The sequence below is a fragment of the Streptomyces sp. 12E genome, from assembly GCF_055633275.1.
This window is the reverse complement of sequence record NZ_JBVNCJ010000001.1, coordinates 535,659-554,742: the sequence shown is the minus strand read 5'-3', so window position 1 is coordinate 554,742 and position 19,084 is coordinate 535,659. Positions and strand designations below refer to the sequence as shown.

At 73.7% G+C, this 19,084-nt stretch carries 16 protein-coding genes and 1 pseudogene; 11 read left to right on the top strand and 6 right to left on the bottom strand.

The window, feature by feature from the left end; translation table 11 throughout:
• Nucleotides 1-79: 79 nt before the first annotated feature.
• Nucleotides 80-727: pseudogene (locus ACZ8ZB_RS02495) on the bottom strand (PP2C family protein-serine/threonine phosphatase); the annotation flags it as partial.
• Between the two features lie 389 nt (nt 728-1,116).
• Between ACZ8ZB_RS02495 and ACZ8ZB_RS02490 the strand changes: the two are divergent.
• Both ACZ8ZB_RS02490 and ACZ8ZB_RS02485 read left to right on the top strand, forming a co-directional pair.
• Nucleotides 1,117-1,377, top strand: coding sequence for a CBS domain-containing protein (locus ACZ8ZB_RS02490; protein WP_470736075.1), 261 nt, complete (start codon nt 1,117-1,119; stop codon nt 1,375-1,377).
• Nucleotides 1,378-2,525: 1,148 nt separating this feature from the next.
• Nucleotides 2,526-3,329, top strand: coding sequence for a class I SAM-dependent methyltransferase (locus ACZ8ZB_RS02485; RefSeq protein ID WP_470736074.1), 804 nt, complete (start codon nt 2,526-2,528; stop codon nt 3,327-3,329).
• Nucleotides 3,330-3,402: 73 nt separating this feature from the next.
• On the opposite strand, the gene ACZ8ZB_RS02480 is transcribed toward ACZ8ZB_RS02485, so the two are convergent.
• Nucleotides 3,403-5,340, bottom strand: a complete 1,938-nt coding sequence (locus tag ACZ8ZB_RS02480) for a glycosyltransferase family 2 protein (RefSeq protein WP_470736073.1) — start codon at nt 5,338-5,340, stop codon at nt 3,403-3,405.
• Nucleotides 5,341-5,541: 201 nt separating this feature from the next.
• Between ACZ8ZB_RS02480 and ACZ8ZB_RS02475 the strand changes: the two genes are divergently transcribed.
• Together ACZ8ZB_RS02475 and ACZ8ZB_RS02470 are read left to right on the top strand one after the other, a co-directional pair.
• A complete protein-coding gene (locus ACZ8ZB_RS02475; protein WP_470736072.1) occupies nt 5,542-6,042 on the top strand; it encodes a metallophosphoesterase family protein in 501 nt (166 codons plus the stop codon).
• A 401-nt stretch (nt 6,043-6,443) separates the two neighbouring features.
• Nucleotides 6,444-8,114: a multicopper oxidase family protein gene (locus tag ACZ8ZB_RS02470; RefSeq protein ID WP_470736071.1), complete on the top strand. Its 1,671-nt coding sequence runs from the start codon at nt 6,444-6,446 to the stop codon at nt 8,112-8,114.
• Nucleotides 8,115-8,157: 43 nt separating this feature from the next.
• Here ACZ8ZB_RS02470 and ACZ8ZB_RS02465 read toward each other — a convergent pair whose 3' ends face one another.
• The 3 genes from ACZ8ZB_RS02465 to ACZ8ZB_RS02455 form a co-directional block, all read right to left on the bottom strand.
• A complete protein-coding gene (locus ACZ8ZB_RS02465) occupies nt 8,158-9,414 on the bottom strand; it encodes a YncE family protein (RefSeq protein WP_470736070.1) in 1,257 nt (418 codons plus the stop codon).
• Nucleotides 9,415-9,591: 177 nt separating this feature from the next.
• Nucleotides 9,592-9,957, bottom strand: coding sequence for a nuclear transport factor 2 family protein (locus tag ACZ8ZB_RS02460; protein ID WP_470736069.1), 366 nt, complete (start codon nt 9,955-9,957; stop codon nt 9,592-9,594).
• Nucleotides 9,958-10,078: 121 nt separating this feature from the next.
• On the bottom strand, nt 10,079-11,833 hold the full coding sequence (locus tag ACZ8ZB_RS02455) for an ABC transporter ATP-binding protein (protein WP_470736068.1): 1,755 nt from the start codon (nt 11,831-11,833) through the stop codon (nt 10,079-10,081).
• A gap of 133 nt (nt 11,834-11,966) precedes the next feature.
• On the opposite strand from ACZ8ZB_RS02455, the gene ACZ8ZB_RS02450 reads away from it, so the two are divergent.
• The 7 genes from ACZ8ZB_RS02450 (at nt 11,967) to ACZ8ZB_RS02420 (ending at nt 17,591) form a co-directional block, all read left to right on the top strand.
• The gene (locus ACZ8ZB_RS02450; RefSeq protein WP_470736067.1) at nt 11,967-13,052 is read left to right on the top strand and encodes an S-(hydroxymethyl)mycothiol dehydrogenase; all 1,086 of its coding nucleotides are present in this window, start codon (nt 11,967-11,969) and stop codon (nt 13,050-13,052) included.
• On the top strand, nt 13,052-13,681 hold the full coding sequence (locus ACZ8ZB_RS02445; RefSeq protein ID WP_470736066.1) for an MBL fold metallo-hydrolase: 630 nt from the start codon (nt 13,052-13,054) through the stop codon (nt 13,679-13,681). The genes ACZ8ZB_RS02450 and ACZ8ZB_RS02445 overlap by 1 nt, the downstream gene beginning before the upstream one ends.
• 101 nt (nt 13,682-13,782) lie before the next feature.
• On the top strand, nt 13,783-14,697 hold the full coding sequence (locus tag ACZ8ZB_RS02440) for an SDR family oxidoreductase (protein ID WP_470736065.1): 915 nt from the start codon (nt 13,783-13,785) through the stop codon (nt 14,695-14,697).
• Nucleotides 14,698-14,747: 50 nt separating this feature from the next.
• Nucleotides 14,748-15,539, top strand: coding sequence for an SDR family NAD(P)-dependent oxidoreductase (locus ACZ8ZB_RS02435; protein ID WP_470736064.1), 792 nt, complete (start codon nt 14,748-14,750; stop codon nt 15,537-15,539).
• A 125-nt stretch (nt 15,540-15,664) separates the two neighbouring features.
• A complete protein-coding gene (locus ACZ8ZB_RS02430) occupies nt 15,665-16,360 on the top strand; it encodes a L,D-transpeptidase family protein (protein ID WP_470736063.1) in 696 nt (231 codons plus the stop codon).
• Nucleotides 16,361-16,526: 166 nt separating this feature from the next.
• A complete protein-coding gene (locus tag ACZ8ZB_RS02425; protein ID WP_470736062.1) occupies nt 16,527-16,712 on the top strand; it encodes a hypothetical protein in 186 nt (61 codons plus the stop codon).
• Between the two features lie 54 nt (nt 16,713-16,766).
• Nucleotides 16,767-17,591, top strand: coding sequence for an EamA family transporter (locus ACZ8ZB_RS02420; protein ID WP_470736061.1), 825 nt, complete (start codon nt 16,767-16,769; stop codon nt 17,589-17,591).
• A 21-nt stretch (nt 17,592-17,612) separates the two neighbouring features.
• On the opposite strand, the gene ACZ8ZB_RS02415 is transcribed toward ACZ8ZB_RS02420, so the two are convergent.
• Nucleotides 17,613-18,992 carry a S1 family peptidase gene (locus ACZ8ZB_RS02415; protein ID WP_470736060.1) on the bottom strand — a complete coding sequence of 460 codons (1,380 nt, stop codon included), beginning with the start codon at nt 18,990-18,992 and terminating at the stop codon, nt 17,613-17,615.
• Nucleotides 18,993-19,084: the final 92 nt, after the last annotated feature.

Sequence of the window (19,084 nt, the reverse complement as noted above, 5' to 3'; positions counted from 1 at the left end):
GGCACCAGTGATCACCAACCCCCGTCGGCACGGGAAACCCGCCAACGGTGTCCCCGCGGGCGGCGGGGGCCGGGCCGCGTCAGGCGCGCGGCAGCGCTCGCAGGAGGAGCAGGGCGATGTCGTCCAGGCGGTTCTCCGCGTCCGCTCCGTGCCGGACCAGGACGTCGGCGAGGTCGTCCGGAGGAAGGCCGCCGAGGCCGGTGAGGCGACGACACAGGCCGGCGACGGCTTCCTCGAAGTCGGTGCCGGGGGATTCCACCAGGCCGTCGGTGTAGAGGACGAGCAGTGAACCGGGGGAGAGGCCGACCTCCGTCGACGGATACGCCGCCGAGCCGTCGACGCCCAGCAGCGGGCCGCCGGCCAGGTCCGGCACCCGCACCCGCCCGTCCGGCCTGCGCAGCAGCGGCGGCGGGTGGCCCGCGCGGGACATCACGGCCCGGCCGTGCGCGGGATCGAGGCGCATGCACAGACAGCTGGCGAACAGGTCGGACCCCAGGTCGAGCAGCAGCCGGTTGGTGCTGCGCATCACCTCCTCGGGCGCCTGCCCGACCGCCGTGTACGCGCGCACCGCGGTACGGACCTGCCCCATCGGCCCGGCCGCCGTCACGTTGTGCCCCTGCACGTCCCCGATCACCGCCGCCGCCATCCCCTGGACCGGCACCAGGTCGTAGAAGTCACCCCCGATCTCCATCCCCTGGGTGGCCGGCAGACAGCGGCGGGCCATCTCCTCCTCGCCGCCCACCCAGACCAGCCGCCGCTCGCGCGCCGCGTCGGCGACCGGGACCGGTGCGCTCAGTCCCACCCGCTCCCACGGGGCCGCGAAGGCGCGGGGCAGCCCCGCCATCACCGCCATCTCCAGCACCGGCCGGTCCGGCGAGAGCAGGTACACGGCCCCGGAGTGGGCGTGCACCTCGTCCATCACCGAGGCCAGCGTCAGCGACAGCAGCGGACGGCCGACCGGCGCCCGTGCGGACGACTGCCCCTCGGACACGCCGACCACCTCCTCGCACGGCCGCGCCACCTGTCCCGGGACCCAATCCCCTCCCTGCCGGGCCGTCGCGCACGACGAGCACCGGGGAAGGGGCCGTACGCCCCGCCGTCAGGACCGGCGCACCGGTGACCGTCGGGCCGCACACCTTCGTCGCGGAGGCCGCCCGCCTCATGCGCGACCGCGACCTCGGGTCCGTCCTGGTGACCGTGGCACCGGACGACGACCTGGGCCACGCGGTGCGGCTGATGCGCGAACACGCCGTGCGCCGCGTCCCGGTCGTCGAGGACGGACGCCCCGTCGGCGTCGTCTCGCTGGGCGACGTCGCCATGGAGCGCGACCCGGAGTCCGTCCTGGGCGACATCAGCGTGGCCCGGCCCGCCACCTGACGAGGACCCTTGCCCGGACGGGAACTCCCCGCCCGGGCAAGGGAGCGAGGAAACGTAAGCCTGTGCGGCGGTCGGGTGTCCGTCCGGTGCGGCGCCGGGGACCCGGAGGGCGGCCGACCGGAAGGAAGATGATCGGCCGTGACCCCGCCGGGCGGAGACCGGCTGGGCGCGAGCCCGGCGACTGCGCGGCGAGGGCCCGCTGCGGACCTGCCTGCCCGCCGTGGACCGCGGTACCGCCTCCACCACCCCGAACGCGAGTGCGGAGGAGGCGTCGTCAGGGGTGAGGACCAGCCCGGGGCCGGGCTGCTCGCCGGCCCTCCAGGGGATTTCGTGACGCACCGGTGGAGCATGTGACGCCCCGCCCGCCGGAGCGCGGCTATGGTGAGCCGGATGAAGGCTCTCGTGCTGCCCGGCGGCGCCGGAACCCGGCTGAGGCCGAACACCCGCACCCCGGCGAAACGGCCGGCGCCCGCGGCCGACGGGTCCGCGCTCCGCCACGGGCGGGAGCCCCCGGCGGAAGCGGGTGGCGCCGGGGGCGGAACGGTCCTGGGCGGGACGGCCGCGGGGACCGGGGGCGCGGTCGACGGTGTCGTGGGCCTCGGCGAGGAGTCCGGCGGGCGTCTGCCCGACGCACGGTTCCCGCTCGCCCGTGTCGCCGGCCCGCGCGCCCCGGGGGCGGCCCGGCTCGCCCCGTCCGGCCGGGTGATCGGCCCGCGGAGGAGACCGGACCGCGTCCGGGCGCGCCCTCGCCCTCGTCGCGGCACATCCGCTCACGCCCGCTCCTCGGCACCTGCTCGACTCCCGCGCCGACGTGCGCCGCACCGTGACCCGGAGCCGCGGGAAGGACACCGGCGGCGGCGTCGGCACGAGCCGCACGGCGCGAGCACGATCGCGCGGGCCGCTCGGCTCCACGAGGTCCGCGGCGTCGACGTCACGCGGACGACGGCCGGTCCGGAAGAAGCCCGCCGCCCCACTGTCGCCGGCGAGGCCGCCCGGTGCACGGCCCGGTCCGCCACGACGGCCTTCCCACGCCCCCGTACGGCGCCCTCGCGCACGACCGCGGACGGGGGCATCGGCCCGCCCGCGCCGCGTGACCGGCGCAGCCCTGCACGAAGCACCGTCCCGTATCCGCAAGGAGAGCCCCCTTCGTGAAACGCCATGAGTTCCTTCGGGAGCTGCACAAGGTCAGCGCCAACCGCAACTACCTGGAGATCGGCGTCAACGACGGCCGCAGCCTGCGCCTGTCACGCGTCCCCAGCATCGCGGTCGACCCCGCCTTCAAGGTGGTCTCGGAGCTGAAGTGCGACGTCCACCTGGTGAAGGCCACCAGTGACGACTTCTTCGCCCGCGACAACCCGCTGGCCCATCTCAAGGGCGGCCGGCACCCGCTGCGCAACCTGCGCCGGGGCCGCAGCCCGATCGGCCACTGGCGCCGCACCACGCTCGACCTGTCGTTCATCGACGGCATGCACCTGTTCGAGTACGCCCTGCGCGACCTCATGAACGTCGAGAAGCACTCCGACTGGGCCAGTGTGATCGTCCTCGACGACATGCTGCCGCGCAGCGCGGACGAGGCCGCCCGCGACCGGCACACCAACGCCTGGACCGGTGACGTCTACAAGATCACCGAAGTGCTGGCGCGCTGCCGTCCCGATCTGGTGACCGTCCTGGTCGACACCGAGCCCACCGGCCAGCTCGTGGTCTTCGGCGCCGACCCCGACAGCACGGTGCTGCACGACAAGTACGACGAGATCATGGCCGAGTACAAGGTGCCCGACCCGCAGAAGGTGCCCGAGGCGATCCTGGAACGGGCCGGGGCGGTGCCCCCGGAGGCGCTGCTGCGGGCCGGATTCTGGCGTCCCCTCGTCCAGGCCCGCAACCGCGGCCTGCCGCGGCGCGTGGGCTGGGAGCCTCTGCGCCGCGCCCTGGAACAGGTCGGCGTCAGCCGCTGAGCCCTCTGCCGCGCGGCCCTTCGCGGCCTGCGCGGCAGACCACGTACGGGGACACCGGGCGTTCGGCCCGCGCTCACCGCCTCCTGCGGATCAGGGGGGAGACCTTCGCGCGGACCGTGCCGAGCGCCCACCGTGCGGCCCGCACCAGTTTCCGTGCCGCGCCGGGACGCGGGACGGTCACCACCAGCACGCCGCCGCCGGTGGCGCGCAGCGCGAACGGCAGCCCGCTCCAGGCGGGTCGCGCGGCATCGGGGTCCGGGCTCAGGGCGACCCGCCAGATCCCCCGGGGCAGCCGGTCGGGCAGCCTGGCCTCCAGCAGGGAGCCCGGCCCGTCCGCCGCGCCGGTGAGCGTGCCGGAGGCGTGCAGGGCCCTGCCGGAAGCGGTGAACCTGAGCCCCACCCGGGCGCCCCCGGCCGTGTGCAGCGGGACCCGGACGCGCAGCCGGGCTCCGGAGACGGTGACGTCCGCCCGCCGCACACCGTCCAGGCCGAGCCGCTTGCCCCTGACCCCTGTGTCCAGCGAGAGATTCCCGTGCGGCTCGGTCCAGTACGGCAGGACCGCACGACCGCCGGCCACACCCGCACAGGGCTCGGGACGTGTGGCGCGCGGGGCGGGGCCGAGCCGGCACTCCTTGGTCCAGCCGCCGAGCTTCACCCGTACGACCGCGTCCCAGACCCCGTCCCCCGGCAGTTCGGCGGGATCGACGGCGGCGGTCGCCCGCAGCACCAGCCGCACCCGCTCACCGCCGTCGACGGGAACCGTCTCCCGGGTGAGCTCCACGGGCTGGAAGTACTGGGCGGAGCTGGACCGCTCACGCAGCAGCAGATCCGCGGTGGCCTGTCCGAACCGGGCCGCGGTCTCCGCGCAGACCCACGCCACCGCCTCCTCCACGCTCTTCGGAGGGTCGGCCGACGGGGTGCGGGCGGCGTCCGCGGGGAAGGTCATCGGCTCGCGGGCGGAGGCGTACTCGGCGGTGAAACCGATGCGCAGCGAGCCGCCGCGCCACTCCACGCCCGTGGGCTCCGCGGTCGGCGCGACACCGGCCTCCCACGCGGCGAAGGCCACCACGTCGTCGTACCGGTCGGCCTCGGCCAGCGCGGCGACGACCTGCTGCGTCGGCTGCAACCCGGCGGGGACGCCCGGGCCGAACCGTTCGACGACGACCTTGTGGATCTCCGCGAACAGGGCCCTGCGGTAGTCGTCCGGCAGCCCCAGCAGCCGCCGGGCCCGCAGCCGCTCCACCATCTCCACCCGCAGCCAGCGGCGGAACAGCCGGTCCCGCACCGCACCCGGCTCGGTGTACCGCTCGACGACGTCGAGCGCCTCCCGCAGGTTGCCGAAGTACCCCACGGGGTCGAAGCGCTGGAAGCCGGCGTTCGAGGCGTCGTCGCGCCCGATGTGGTAGTAGCAGACGTAGTCGCTGAGCACGGACACGTTGTCCGCGCGCAGATACGCCTCGGTGACGAAGACGTGGTCCTCCAGGCGCCGCCGCCCCTCCGGGAAGCGCAGCCCGATACGGTCGAGGAACTCCCGGCGGAACATCTTGTGCGGGGTGAGGCTGTCGATCAGCGGGGCGTTCTCGACCGTCGCCCGCGGATGGTTGCGGCGGAACAACTCCACCGGCACCCCGCGGTTCCTGCCGGCCATCTTCCCCACGACGACATCGGCGCCGTGGGCCACGCCGTACGCGTACATCCGCTCCAGGGCCTCGTCGCCGAGATAGTCGTCGTTGTCGACGAACATCACGAACTCGCCCCGCGCGGCGGCGATCCCCACGTTGCGGGGCTTGCCCGGCCAGCCGGAGTTCTCCTGATGGATCACCCGCATCCGGGGGTCCTCGGCGGCGAGCCGGTCGAGCCGGGCCGGTGTCCCGTCGGTCGAGCCGTCGTCGACGAAGATCGCCTCGTACTCGTCGGGGGGCAGCGACTGCCGCTGCAGCGAGGCGATGCAGTCCTCGATGTGGACCCCCGGGTTGTACACGGGAACGATGACGCTGACCTTGACCGGCATCTGGATCTGGGCCCTTCGGATCTCTCGCCGCCGAACGTGCGGGCTCGGCGTGCGTCGCCCGATCGTAGTGCCACGGCGGCGGTATGCCCCGGTTCGCCCCGCCGCCGGAACGATCGCGAACACCCACCGGCCGACGGGCCCGCCGGGTCGCTCGAGGTGTGGCGCCGCACCGGGGGAGCGGCACCGCCTAGTCTGCCGTTCGTGAGACTGCTCCTGACCTCCGACACCCATCTGCCGAAGCGCGCCAAACGGCTGCCCGCGCCACTGCTGGACGAACTCCCGCGCGTGGACGTCGTGTTCCACGCGGGGGACTGGGTGGACACCGCCACCCTCGATCTCCTGGAGAGCCGCAGCCGCAGACTCGTCGGCGTGTACGGCAACAACGACGGACCCGAGCTGCGGGCCCGGCTGCCGGAGACCGCGTACGCGGATCTCGGCGGAGTGCGCTTCGGCGTGGTCCACGAGACGGGCCCGGCGCGGGGGCGGGAGAACCGGTGCGCCGCCCGCTTCCCCGGGATCGACGTGCTGGTGTTCGGACACAGTCACATCCCGTGGGACACCACCGCTCCCACGGGACTGCGTCTGCTCAACCCGGGATCGCCGACGGACCGCCGCCGGCAGCCCCACTGCACCTATATGACCGCCACGGTCACCGGGGGCCGGCTCACGGAGGTGGAACTCCACCGGCTGCTCCGGCACTGACGGGCCGGGCCGCTTCGTGTCGGTGGAAGCGGCCCGGTCACTGCGAGTAGGTGCGCTCTCACGGACCTCCTTCCAACGATCGGAGGTGATATCGGCCGACTACCCCCTTCCGGGGGACTCACACACGTGTTTCCGGTTTTCCGCCGGGCCGTCGCCCCGCCGTGACCGGCGGGGACCGGGGGAGCCGGGTGAGGCAGGTGGCCGGAGGGGCCGGCCGTGCCGGAGCCGGCCGCGCCCTCCGGCACGGCCGACGGGGGTGTCGGTACTGGTTGCGATGTCCGGTTAGGTGCAGTATGTGGCGAGTTGTCCGGCGGTGTGCTGTCGCACATCCCCCTTCGGCGTGCCGCACGCCACGACCGTCCACCACGCACGCGCGAGCATGTCGCGCCGGGAGTGCCCCCATGCCTGAGCAGCCGGTCCCCCGCGGGCCGAACACCGACCCGCACGGCACCGAGCCCCCTCGCGACCCTCTCCGGGGCGCCGTGCCCGGCACGGGGTTGACGCGCCGCAGGCTCCTCGGACTCGGCGCCGCGCTGGGGCTGGTCGCGGCGGGCGGCACGGACGCCGCCGCCGCGCCGGCGCGCCGCCCGGGCGTCACCGGCAAGCAGCTGCGCAGCGCCGTACCGCTGCCCGAGCCGTACACCGTGCCCCTGCCGATCCCGCCCGTCCTGGCGCCGACCCGGACCTCCGAGGGGGCCGACCGGTACGAGATCACCCAGCGCCAGGTGACCGCCCGCATCCTGCCGGGGGTGACGACGGCGCTGTGGACCTACAACGGCACCTACCCCGGCCCCACGATCGAGTCCCGTCGCGGCCGGCCGGTCACCGTGCTGCACCGCAACGAGCTTCCCGTACCGACCGTGGTGCACCTGCACGGCGGACTCACCCCGGCCCGGTCCGACGGTTACCCCACCGACCTCGTCCTCCCGGACGGCTGGCCCGGCCCCGCGTCCCGCGGTCACGGCGAGGCGCACATGCCGCACGACCCGCGCGCGGTGACGAGCCGGGTGACACGGGAGTACACGTACCCGCTCGACCAGCGTGCCGCACTGCTCTGGTACCACGACCACCGGATGGACTTCACCGCCCCGGCGATCTGGCGGGGCCTGACCGGCATGCACATCGTCCGGGACGCGGTCGAGGACGCCCTGGACCTGCCCTGCGGCGAGCGGGAACTGGCGCTGATGATCGCCGACCGGGCGTTCGCCGCCGACGGGTCCCTGGCCTACCCGGCCCTCGACCCGGAGCTGCGCGACCGGCCCGGGGTGACCGAGCCCTACGCGGCCGGCGTCCTGGGCGACGTGATCGTGGTCAACGGGGCGCCGTGGCCCGTCCACGAGGTCGACGCCGTACGCCACCGGCTGCGGCTGGTCAACGCGTCCAACGCCCGCCACTACCGGCTGGAGGCCGTCACGGACGACGGGCGCCGGCTCGACCTGGTGCAGATCGGCTCCGACCAGGGGCTGCTCGCCGGCCCCGTCACCCTCACCGCCCTGCCCCTCGCACCGGCGGAGAGGTACGACGTGGTCGTCGACTTCGCGGGCCTGCCGGCCGGCAGCCGGGTGCGCCTGCGCAACCGGCTCGGCAGCGGACGCACCCGCGACGTCATGGCGTTCCGCATCGCACGCGCGGCGTCCGACCCCAGCACGATCCCCAGGGTGCTCTGCGACGACCTGCCCACCTGGCGGCGCTCGCAGGCGACCGCGGTCCGCCGGTTCGCCTTCCACGCCGGACACACGGAACAGGGGCGCGGCTGGTTCATCGACGGCAAGCCGTTCGACCCGTCGCGCATCGACGTCCGCACCCGGCGCGGCGCCGTCGAGGTGTGGCGCCTCACCGCCGACGTCCACCATCCGGTCCACCTCCACCAGGCGGGGTTCCGGGTGCTCTCCCGCGGTGGGGGCGCGCCGCTGCCGCACGACGCCGGGCTGAAGGACACGGTGTCACTGCGGCCCGGTGAGACGGCGGAGATCATCACTCGCTTCGGCGGCCACCGGGGCCGCTACCTCTTCCACTGCCACAACGCCGAACACGAGGACATGGGCATGATGGCCAACCTCGAGATCGTCTGACGCCGCAGGACGTCCGGACTCCGTCGCCGGCTTCCGGAACGAGTCACCGCCGCCCGCCCCGCGCGCCCGGCCAGCCGGCCTCCACATGGCCGAGGCGCACCCGCTGCGGGTGGTCGCCGACGGGCACGGACGCGGTCTTCTCGCCGGTCGCGAAGTCGATGGCGGTGACCCGGTCGGCGCCGCTCTCGGAGACCACGCAGGACCTGCCGTCACCGCTGACGGTCGCCCAGTAGGGCTTGGACACGGTGACGAGCGGTCCCTGCCGGAGGGTCGCGCGGTCGACGACGGTCGCGTAGTCGTCCATGGTGCCCGCCACGCACAGCTTGGTGCCGTCGGGGCTCATGGTGATGCCGTGGTGGCGCGAGTCGTTGACCCAGGTGGTGCGGTCCTCGCTGGTGGCCGGGTTCTTCGGCAGGGTCTTGGTGCGGGTGATGCGGTCGGTGGCGACGTCGTACTCGAAGAAGCCGTTGAAGAAGGAGACCTGGAAGTACAGCTTCGACTCGTCCGGGGAGAACGCGGCCGGACGCACCGCGTCCGAGTGGTCCTTCAAGCCGGCGGCGTCGAGCCGGCTCCGCATGTCGACCACCTTGACCTGCTGGAACGTGGTCGAGTCGACGACCGTGATCCGGCGGTCGCCCTTCGTCCAGTCCAGCCAGGGGGCGTCGAGCGCGGTGTTCACCTCGCCGATGGACATGTTCCAGATGTGCTTGCCGTCCCTGCTGAAGACGTTCTCGTGCGGCTTGTCGCCGGTCCTGAAGGAGCCGAGTTCCTCACCGGTCCCGATGTCCAGGACGTGCACCGTGTTGGAGGTCGAGGCCGAGACGGCGACCCGCTTGCCGTCGGGGGAGACCGCCATGTGGTCGGAGCGGTAACCCGACACCGGGAAGCGCCAGTTGATCCGCCCGGTGGCGAGGTCGAGGGAGACCACGTCGGCGAAGCTCGGCCGGGAGACCACCACCGAGGCGCCGTCCGGGGTGGAGTACATGTCGTCGACGAACTGGTCGTGGCCCTCGCCGACGCCGCTTCGGATCGCCATGAAGTAGATCCAGCGGATCGGGTCGGCGTTGATCTCGGCCATCCGCTCGGCCTTGTCCGGGATGACGTCGATCCGGCCGATCCGTGCGAAGTCACCGGCGGACTCGATGACATCGGCGGTGCCGTCCCAGTTGTTGCCCACGAACAGCACTTCGCGCAGGCCCGCGGAGGGGTCGGCGGCGGTGGCGGCCGTGGCGGGGGCTGCGACGGTCAGGGCGAGGGCGGCGGCGACGGCGTACAGGTGCCTGGTTCTGCGGACCGGCATGACGGCTCTCTCCAGTGTCTGGAAGCACGTGCTCCGACAATCGACTTACTGAAAAGTAAGGAAAGGGGCCGCCCGCGACAAGGTCGCGTACACGACAAAATTGAGCGCCGCCGGCCGTCCGGCCGGTGTCACGCGGTACAGCGCCCGGACGCGCCGGTCACCTCCGTACCGCCGTTCCTACTCGTCCCAGGCCTGGATCATCACCTGTCCGGTGATCCTGCCGTCCCGCAGCGTGAGCATCGACTCCGACAGCACCCGCACCCCGTCCGGATACCGACAGCTCTCGCAGTAGGCGGCGTGATCGCCCTGGACGACGCACGCCTCGAGGGAATGCGTCATCTCGCGGCTGTAGACGTCGTCGAGCATGGCGGCGATCTCGTCCCGGCCGCGCAGGACCCTGGGGTGGCTGGGCTGGGTGTCGCGGTCCACGATGCGCAGTTCCGCGTCGTCCGCGTAGAGCGACACCAGGTTCGCCGACGTGTCCGCCTCGACGCCCCGGCGCAGTGCGTCGGCGCCGAAGACGGGGTGTGCCGCGGCCGTCATGACGACCACCTCCTCCGAGGGGCCGCTGGCCGGACCCCCGGCGGGCCGGGACGGCCTCTCCTGCGAGCCTGCTCCGGCCCGCCGGGCACGGCAAGCCGGGTCCCGCGCCGCCCGGTGCCGCTCATTCGGCCGTCGCCAGGAACTGCGTGGCGGCCAGCTCCGCGTACAGCGGATCGGCGGTCACCAGCTCCCGGTGCGTGCCGACGGCCCGTACCCGGCCCGCGTCCATCACCACGATCCGGTCGGCCGCCGTCACCGTGGACAGCCGGTGCGCGACGACCAGCACCGTCGTCGTGCGCGCCACGTCGGCGACGGTGTCCCGCAGCGCCGCCTCGTTCACCGCGTCGAGCTGCGAGGTCGCCTCGTCGAGCAGCAGCAGCCGGGGGCGGCGCAGCAGGGCGCGGGCTATGGCGACCCGCTGCCGCTCACCGCCCGACAGCTTGGCGCCGCGGTGCCCGACGGGGGTGTCGAGCCCCTCCGGCAGCCGGGACACCAGCCCGTCGAGCCGGGTCGTCCTCAGCACCCGTGTCAGGGCGCCGTCGTCCGTCTCGGCGCCGCCCAGCAGCAGGTTGTCCCGCAGGGAGCCCGACAGCACCGGCGCGTCCTGCTCGACGTACCCGATCGAGGCCCGCAGCCGCGGCAGCTCCCAGTCGGCCAGATCCCGGCCGTCCAGCGTGATCACGCCGGAGTCGGGGTCGTGGAACCGCTCGATGAGGGAGAAGACGGTGGTCTTGCCCGCTCCGGACGGACCGACGAACGCCGTCATGCCCCGCGCGGGCACGGCGAACGTCACCCCGTGGTGGACGTACGGCAGGTCGTCGGCGTACCGGAAGCGGACGTCCTCGAAGACGAGCGCGGCGGGCTCGGCGCCGGACGCGGGCGACGGCGCGGGCCCGGCCGCCGGCTCGGCGGGCAGCCGCAGCGCCTCCTGGATCCGGGCGAGGGCGGCGCTGCCCGTCTGGTACTGCGTGAGCGCGCCGACGACCTGCTGGATCGGCGCCATCAGATAGAACACGAACAGCAGGAACGCCACCAGAGTCCCGATGTCGACGGCGTCGGTCGCCACCCGCGCGCCGCCCACCGCGAGCACCGTGATGAACGCGATCTGCATCGCGAGCCCGGCCGTGTTGCCCGCCGCGGCCGACCACTTGGCGGCGCGCACGCTCTGCCGCCACGACTCCTGCGCGGCCTCGTGCAGCGTGCGCTCCTCCCGCGGCTCGGCACCGGACGCCTTGACCGTGCGCAGCGCGCCGAGCACCCGCTCCAGCGCGGCGCCCATCACGCCGACCGCGTCCTGCGCCTGCCGGGAGGCCCGGTTGACGTGCGGCACGATCACGCCCAGCACCGTGCCGGCGAGCGCGATCACACCCAGGGTGACCCCGAGCAGCACCGGGTCCACGAAACCCATCAGCGCCACGGTCGCGACCAGTGTCAGCCCGCCCGTGCCGAGGCCCACCAGCGAGTCCGTGGTCACCTCGCGCAGCAGGGTGGTGTCGGAGGTGATGCGGGCCATCAGATCGCCCGGCTCACTGCGGTCGACGGCGGTGACGCGCAGCCGCAGCAGATGCGACGACAGCGAGCGCCGCGCCCCGAGCACCACCGACTCGGCGGTCCGCCGCAGCACGTACGAACCCAGCGCCCCCAGCACGGCGTTGGCGACCACGAGTGCCGACATCAGCAGCAGCGCGCCGGTGATCGCCCGGTCCTCCGAGAGGTCGTCGATCAGGTCCCGGGCCACCAGCGGCAGCATCAGCCCCGTCGCCCCGGTCATCAGGGACAGCGCGGCGCCGCCCAGCAGGGCCCACCGGTGCGGCCGTACATATCCCAGAAGCAGCCGCCAGGCGGGCGGACCGGACCCCTCTGCTGCGATGTTCACGTCGCCCCCCTCGGCGTCGGACGGAGGCTCAGGCTACGTCGCGGGGGTGGCCCCGCCGTACGGCGGGCGGCGGAAGCGATCATTCCCGCGTAGGGTCGGGGGGACGGACACGGCGGACGAAGGAGTCAGCAGGATGGCGCAGGAAGTACGCGGCGTGATCGCACCCGGCAAGGACGAGCCGGTACGGATCGAGACGATCGTCGTGCCCGATCCCGGCCCCGGTGAGGCGGTCGTCCGGGTCCAGGCCTGCGGGGTGTGCCACACCGATCTGCACTACAAGCAGGGCGGGATCGGCGACGACTTCCCGTTCCTGCTCGGTCACGAGGCCGCGGGCGTGGTCGAGTCGGTCGGCGACGGCGTCACCGACGTCGAGCCCGGTGACTTCGTGATCCTCAACTGGCGCGCGGTGTGCGGGAAGTGCCGGGCCTGTCTGCGCGGACGCCCCTGGTACTGCTTCGACACCCACAACGCGAAGCAGAGGATGACCCTCACCGACGGCACCGAGCTCTCCCCGGCCCTGGGCATCGGCGCCTTCGCCGAGAAGACCCTGGTCGCCGCCGGACAGTGCACCAAGGTCGACCCGGCCGCCGCCCCGGAGGTCGCCGGGCTGCTCGGCTGCGGGGTGATGGCCGGGATCGGCGCCGCGATCAACACCGGGAACGTCGGCCGGGGCGACTCGGTCGCCGTCATCGGCTGCGGCGGTGTCGGGGACGCGGCGGTCGCCGGATCCCGGCTGGCCGGAGCGGCGAAGATCATCGCCGTCGACATCGACGACCGCAAGCTCGAGACCGCCCGCTCCATGGGCGCCACCCACACCGTCAACTCGCGCGAGACCGACCCCGTCGAGGCGATCCGCGAACTCACCGGCGGCTTCGGCGCCGACGTGGTCATCGAGGCCGTCGGCCGCCCCGAGACCTACCGGCAGGCCTTCTACGCCCGTGACCTGGCCGGCACGGTCGTCCTGGTCGGCGTGCCCACCCCGGAGATGAAGATCGAACTGCCGCTCCTCGACGTCTTCGGCCGCGGCGGCTCCCTGAAGTCCTCCTGGTACGGCGACTGCCTGCCCTCCCGGGACTTCCCGATGCTGATCGACCTCCATCTCCAGGGCCGCCTGGACCTGGGCGCGTTCGTCACCGAGACCATCCGGCTGGACGAGGTGGAGAAGGCCTTCGAGCGGATGCACCGCGGCGACGTGCTGCGTTCGGTGGTGGTGCTGTGATGGCCGCCCGCATCGAACGGCTCGTCACCTCGGGGCAGTTCAGTCTCGACGGCGGCACCTGGGACGTCGACAACAACGTGTGGATCGTCGGCGACGACCACGAGGTGATCGTGATCGACGCCGCCCACGACGCCGACGCCATCGCCGAGGCGGTCGGGGACCGGCGCCTGACGGCCATCGTGTGCACCCACGCCCACAACGACCACATCGACGCCGCCCCCGCCCTCGCCGACCGCACCGGCGCCACCATCTGGCTGCACCCCGACGACCTGCCGCTGTGGAAGCAGACCCACCCCGACCGCGATCCCGACTCCTGGCTGGCCGACGGCCAGGTGATCGAGGCCGCCGGCGCCGACCTCACCGTGCTGCACACCCCCGGGCACGCGCCGGGCGCGGTCTGCCTTCACGACCCCGGGCTGGCGACGGTGTTCACCGGCGACACCCTCTTCCAGGGCGGCCCCGGCGCCACCGGCCGCTCCTTCAGCCACTTCCCGACGATCATCGACTCGATCCGGGACCGGCTGCTCACCCTCCCGCCCGGGACGAAGGTCCTCACCGGTCACGGCGACACCACCACCATCGGCGCGGAGGCCCCGCACCTGGAGGAATGGATCGCGCGGGGCCACTGAGCGGGCCCGCCGGACGACCGGCGCGAAAAGGCGACAGAAGATGTCCGGGTTGCCCGTCACCCTCGAAGCGACAGCAGAGAACCGGTGACGGGAGGCCGCACATGTCGGAACAGCTCGGGGGCAGGGTCGCGCTGGTGGCCGGGGCGACCCGGGGCGCCGGGCGGGGCATCGCCGTGGAACTGGGGGCCGCGGGCGCGACCGTCTACGTCACGGGCCGCACCACCCGCGCCCGCCGCTCCGAGTACGACCGCCCCGAGACCATCGAGGACACCGCCGACCTGGTCACCGAGGCGGGCGGCCGGGGGATCGCGGTGCCGACCGACCACCTGGAGCCGGGACAGGTGAAGGCACTGGTCGACCGCATCGCCGGCGAACAGGGCCGCCTGGACGTCCTCGTCAACGACGTCTGGGGCGGCGAGACGCTCTTCGAGTGGGACGCGCCCCTCTGGGAGCACGACCTGGACAACGGCCTGCGCCTGCTCCGCCTCGCGGTGGAGACCCACGCCGTCACCAGCCACCACGCCCTGCCGCTGCTGCTGCGCAACCCGGGCGGGCTGGTGGTCGAGGTCACGGACGGCACCGCCGACTACAACCGCGACCACTACCGCGTCTCCTTCTTCTACGACCTCGCCAAGTCCTCCGTCCTGCGCATGGCCTTCTCCCTGGGCCATGAACTCGGACCACGCGGCGCCACCGCCCTCGCCCTGACCCCGGGCTGGCTGCGCTCGGAGATGATGCTCGACCACTTCGGGGTGCGGGAGGACAACTGGCGCGACGCCCTGGAGAGGGTCCCGCACTTCGCCATCTCGGAGGCCCCGCGCTACGTCGGGCGGGCCGTCGTCGCCCTCGCCACCGATCCGGAGGTGGCCCGCTTCAACGGCACCTCCCTCTCCAGCGGCGGCCTCGCCCGGGAGTACGGCTTCACCGACCTCGACGGCAGCCGCCCGGACGCCTGGCGCTACCTCGTCGAGGTCCAGGACGCGGGCAGGCCGGCGGACGTGACCGGCTACCGCTGATTCCGTCCGGACCCTGCCGCCGCGGTCGTCCCGGCGGCTGCCTTCGCCCCATGACGACGGACACGAGGCGTTTCGCGGGGTACGGGGTGCTCGTCACCGGGGCGGCGCGCGGCACCGGAGCCGCCGCCGCGCGGTTCGCCGAGGAGGGAGCGCGCGTCCTGGTGGCCGACATGGACCGGGACGCGGCGGGGACGACGGCGTCGGCGCTGCGGGAACAGGGGCCCGGCGCCGACGCCTTCGGCTGTGACGCGACCGACCGGGCCTCGGTCGGGGCGGCCGTCGCCCACGCCGTGCACACCTCCGGGTCGCTCGACGTGCTGGCCGACGACGCCGCCCACCGCACGCCGGACGCGCCCCGCTTCGAGGACGGGCCGGACGACGCGTGGGCCACGGACCTCGACACCACCCTCACCGGCGCGTACCGCTGCTGCCGCGCTTCCGCACCCCGCCGCCTGCGGCCGGGGAGCGGTCGTGGACGTCGGCTCCGTCAACGGTCTCCAGGACTTCGGCAACCACGCCTGCGGCGCGGCCGAGGCGGGCCTGCTCTCCCTCACCCGCACCCTCGCCGGACACGCGGGCCCCGCGGGGTCCGGGTCGACCTCGTCGCGCCGGGGACCGTGCGCACCCGTGCCTGGGCGGGCCGGGACGCGGAGCCCGAAGCGGCCCGGCGCCTCTGCCCGTCGGGCCGGGTCGGCGAGCCCGAGGACATCGCGGCCGCCGTCGCCTTCCCCGCCTCCCGGGACGCGGCACGGATCACCGGCACCGTCCTCGCCGTCGGCGGCGGCATCACGGCGGTCAACTCGGGATTCCGGCAGGCGCTGGGCGGGCCCCCGCCGCGGTAGCCGACCGTTGCGGCCCCGTCCACCGGATGCCGCCGTTCGGCCGTACAACCGATTTCTCCGCCGGATCGTCTATCTGGCAGAGTGCGCAGGCCATGCGCTCACTTCTGCGGAAAGGCGAACAGGACATGGGGGACATGCGTAGACGGAGTGCCGTCTTCCTCGGGGTCACCTCACTGGTGGCGCCGCTCACACTGACGCTCGGCGCGACACCGGCACAGGCCGCGAGCTGCACCACCTCGGCGGGCCCCTACCAGAAGAAGGTGGAGAAGTTCCTCGGCCGCCCGGTCGACGGGAAGCAGTCCTCCACCGACTGCAAGGCCATCCGTTCCTTCCAGACCAAGCACGGCATCACGCCGAACATCGGGTACGCCGGTCCCGTGACCTGGGGCGTGATGGACCTGATGAACAAGCAGAAGGCCGTCGGGAAGAAACCGAACAAGTCGGGCAAGTGCCCTACGAACAAGGGTCGTATCGCCTGCGTGGACCTCACGCTCCAGCTCAGCTGGATCCAGGACGGCAAGAAGCTCGTCCACGGCCCCGTCCCGGTCCGTACGGGACGCAACGGGTACGAGACCCGCACCGGCCTGAAGAAGGTCTACTGGCGCAACATCGACCACGTCTCGACCATCTACGACGTGCCGATGCCCTACAGCCAGTTCTTCGACGGCGGCCAGGCCTTCCACTCGGCCGGCGTCAGCATGTGGAACCCGCCCGGCTCCCACGGCTGCGTCAACATGACGAAGACCGACGCCAAGAAGTACTGGTCGCTGCTGAGGAACGGCGACGACGTCTACGTGTACGGCCGCAAGCCGGGCACCTGACCGCCGCGGGCGCCCGGACCGCCGGGCGCCCCGCACCCGCACGCGTCCCCGAGGGCCCGGATGTGAACTCGCCCACGTTCCTTGGCAGATGGACGTGATCAGCGACACTGCCCGGAATGCCCGACGTGCGTGCGATTACTCACAGCGTCTTCACGTCCGGGCCCGTATGCTTCACGGCATGTCCACCACTGTTGAACCCTCCCCCGAGCGATCGGCTGACGAGGTCAACGAGGAGATCCGGGCCCTGTGGCTCCGGTCGGGCGGGACACTCAGCGTCGAACAGCGCGAGGAGTACCAGCGCCTGGTCCAGGAGTGGGCCTCGGCCCTCCCGCAGCCGGCCCGGGCCGCCTGACCGGCTGCCGCCGGTCCGGCATCGTCATCTCGTCGACGGGGCACCCGTGAGCGAATGGGTGCCCTTCTCGCACTGACCTCGGCCCTCTGCTACGGCGTCGTCGACTTCGTCGGCGGACTGTTGTCCCGCCGCGTCCCGCACGCCGCCGTCACCTTCCTCGGCCAGCTCGGCGGCCTGTTGCTCGCCGCGGGGGCCGCCCTCCTCCTGCCCGCCGACGCCCTCGCCGGCTCCGACCTCCTCTGGGGCGCCCTGTCCGGCGTCGGCAGCGCCACCGCCATGCGCTTCCTCAACCGTGGCCTGAGTCACGGCGCGATGAGCGTGGTCGTGCCGGTGAGCGCCGTCACGGGCGTCGCGCTGTCCGTGCTGTGCGGCGTCCTCCTCCTCGGCGACCGCCCGGGCGCCCTGGCCTGGACCGGGATCGCCGTCACCGGACCCGCCCTGTGGTGGGTGTCCGGCGGCGGCACCCGGATGGGCCGGGAGGCGTCGGACGGGCTTCTGGCCAGCGCCGGCGTCGCCGTGCAGTACGTCGCCCTGGGCCAGGCCGATCCCGCGAGCGGGCTGTGGCCGGTCGTCGCGGGGCGGGTCGCCGCCGTCCTCGTCCTGCTGCCCGGCGCCGTCCGGCGCCCCGGACTCCTGCGGCTGCCCGCGCGGTCGTGTGCCCAGGCCCTGCTGATCGGGGCGGGCGCCGCCCTCGGCCTCATCCTCTACCTGCTGGCCGCCCAACGGCAGATGCTCGCCGTCGCGGTGGTCCTCGCCTCCCTCTATCCCGCGCTCCCGGTCGTCCTCGGCCTCGCCGTCCTGCACGAACGCATCACCCGGCGGCAGGCCGCCGGACTGCTGGGAGCCGCCCTGGCGACCGTGCTGCTCACCCTCGGCTGACGGTCCGCGCCCGCCGTCCGCTCAGCCCCACGTCGCCGAGTAGTGACTCCGGTACGCTTTGCGGTCCTGCTCCGCCCGTATCCAGCGCGACGCCACCAGGGCGGCCAGACTGCCCGCGATCACCAGCAGCCCGGGGCCGACGTTGCGGGGGTCGGCCAGTCGGGACAGCAGTGTCGACGGGTCCGGGACGATGCCCCGCACCGGAGCCGAGGACCCCGGCGAGGCGGCGTCCGGAGCCGCCGCGCCCCGCTCGTCCGACGGAGCGGGGGAGGGGGCCGCCGCGCCGCCGTCGGCCCCGGGCGCCACGACGAGCCGCACGCCGAGCTGCGCCAGCGCCTTCGTCACGGGCTGGAAGTACGTCGTACCGCCCGTCCGGCAGTCACCGCTGCCGCCCGACGTGACACCGAGCGCGATGCCCTCGGAGAACATCGGGCCACCACTGTCCCCGGGTTCGGCGCACACGTCCGACTCGATGAGACCGCTGACCGTGCCCTCGGGATAGTTCACCGTCGCGTCGAGCGCGGTCACCTCACCGTCCCGCAGCCCGCTGGTGCTGCCGCTGCGGAACACCCGCTGGCCCACCGCCGGATCCGCCACCCCCGTGATCCGTACGCCCTTGCCGTCACCGACGGCCACCACGCCGGCGCCCTCGCCCGCCCGGCCGCCGGCGTACTCGACCAGCGAGTAGTCGTCTCCGGGGAAGCTGCCGCCGACCGTCGTCCCGACCTCCTGCCTGCCCCGGCTGTCGGCGAACCACACCGACCCGTCGGGCCCGCAGTGCCCGGCCGTGAGGATGAAGTCCCGTTTCCCGTCGGTCACGTTGAAGCCCGCCGAACAACGGCCGGCCGCGGACAGGATGGGCTGCGCCCCGTTGAGCCGGGTGGTGAAGGCACCCTCGCTCCGCTCCATGCGGACGAAACCGCCGATGCCGTCCGCCACTTCGGTCAGCTCGGACCAGTCCTTCGCCGATACCGTGCTGTCGCCCCGGACCACCACCTCGTTGGCCCGGTAGTCCATGGCCCACGCCGTCCCGGGCACGCGCGGCGCCGAACCCAGCGCCTCGGCCGCGGACTTGAAGTCGTCCATGCTGCGCCGCACCATCCTCGGCTCGGCGCCGGCCTCGCGCACCTCGGCCGCCGCCTCCTCGTCGGTGACCGCGACCACCGTCCGGCCGTCGTCGGCGATCCAGCTGCCCGCCGTCCGGGACGTGCCGAGCCTCTCCACCAGACCGGCGCCCGGTCCGGCGCCCACCGTCCCCTCGGCGGTGGCGAACGGAACCGCGTCGGGCGAGCGGGGCTCACCGGCGACGGCGTGGGTGACCATCGTGGCTCCCAGGAGGAGTCCGCCGACGGCCGCCAGCCGTGTCACTCGCCGGACGACCCGTCGTCGTGCGTGCCTCATGCCTGGCTCCCGAACCTCGGGCGGCGCGGTGCGCGCACCGCGAGGGCCTGCCCCGAGTCGGAGGCCCCCATCCCATACGGGTCCGCGGACCG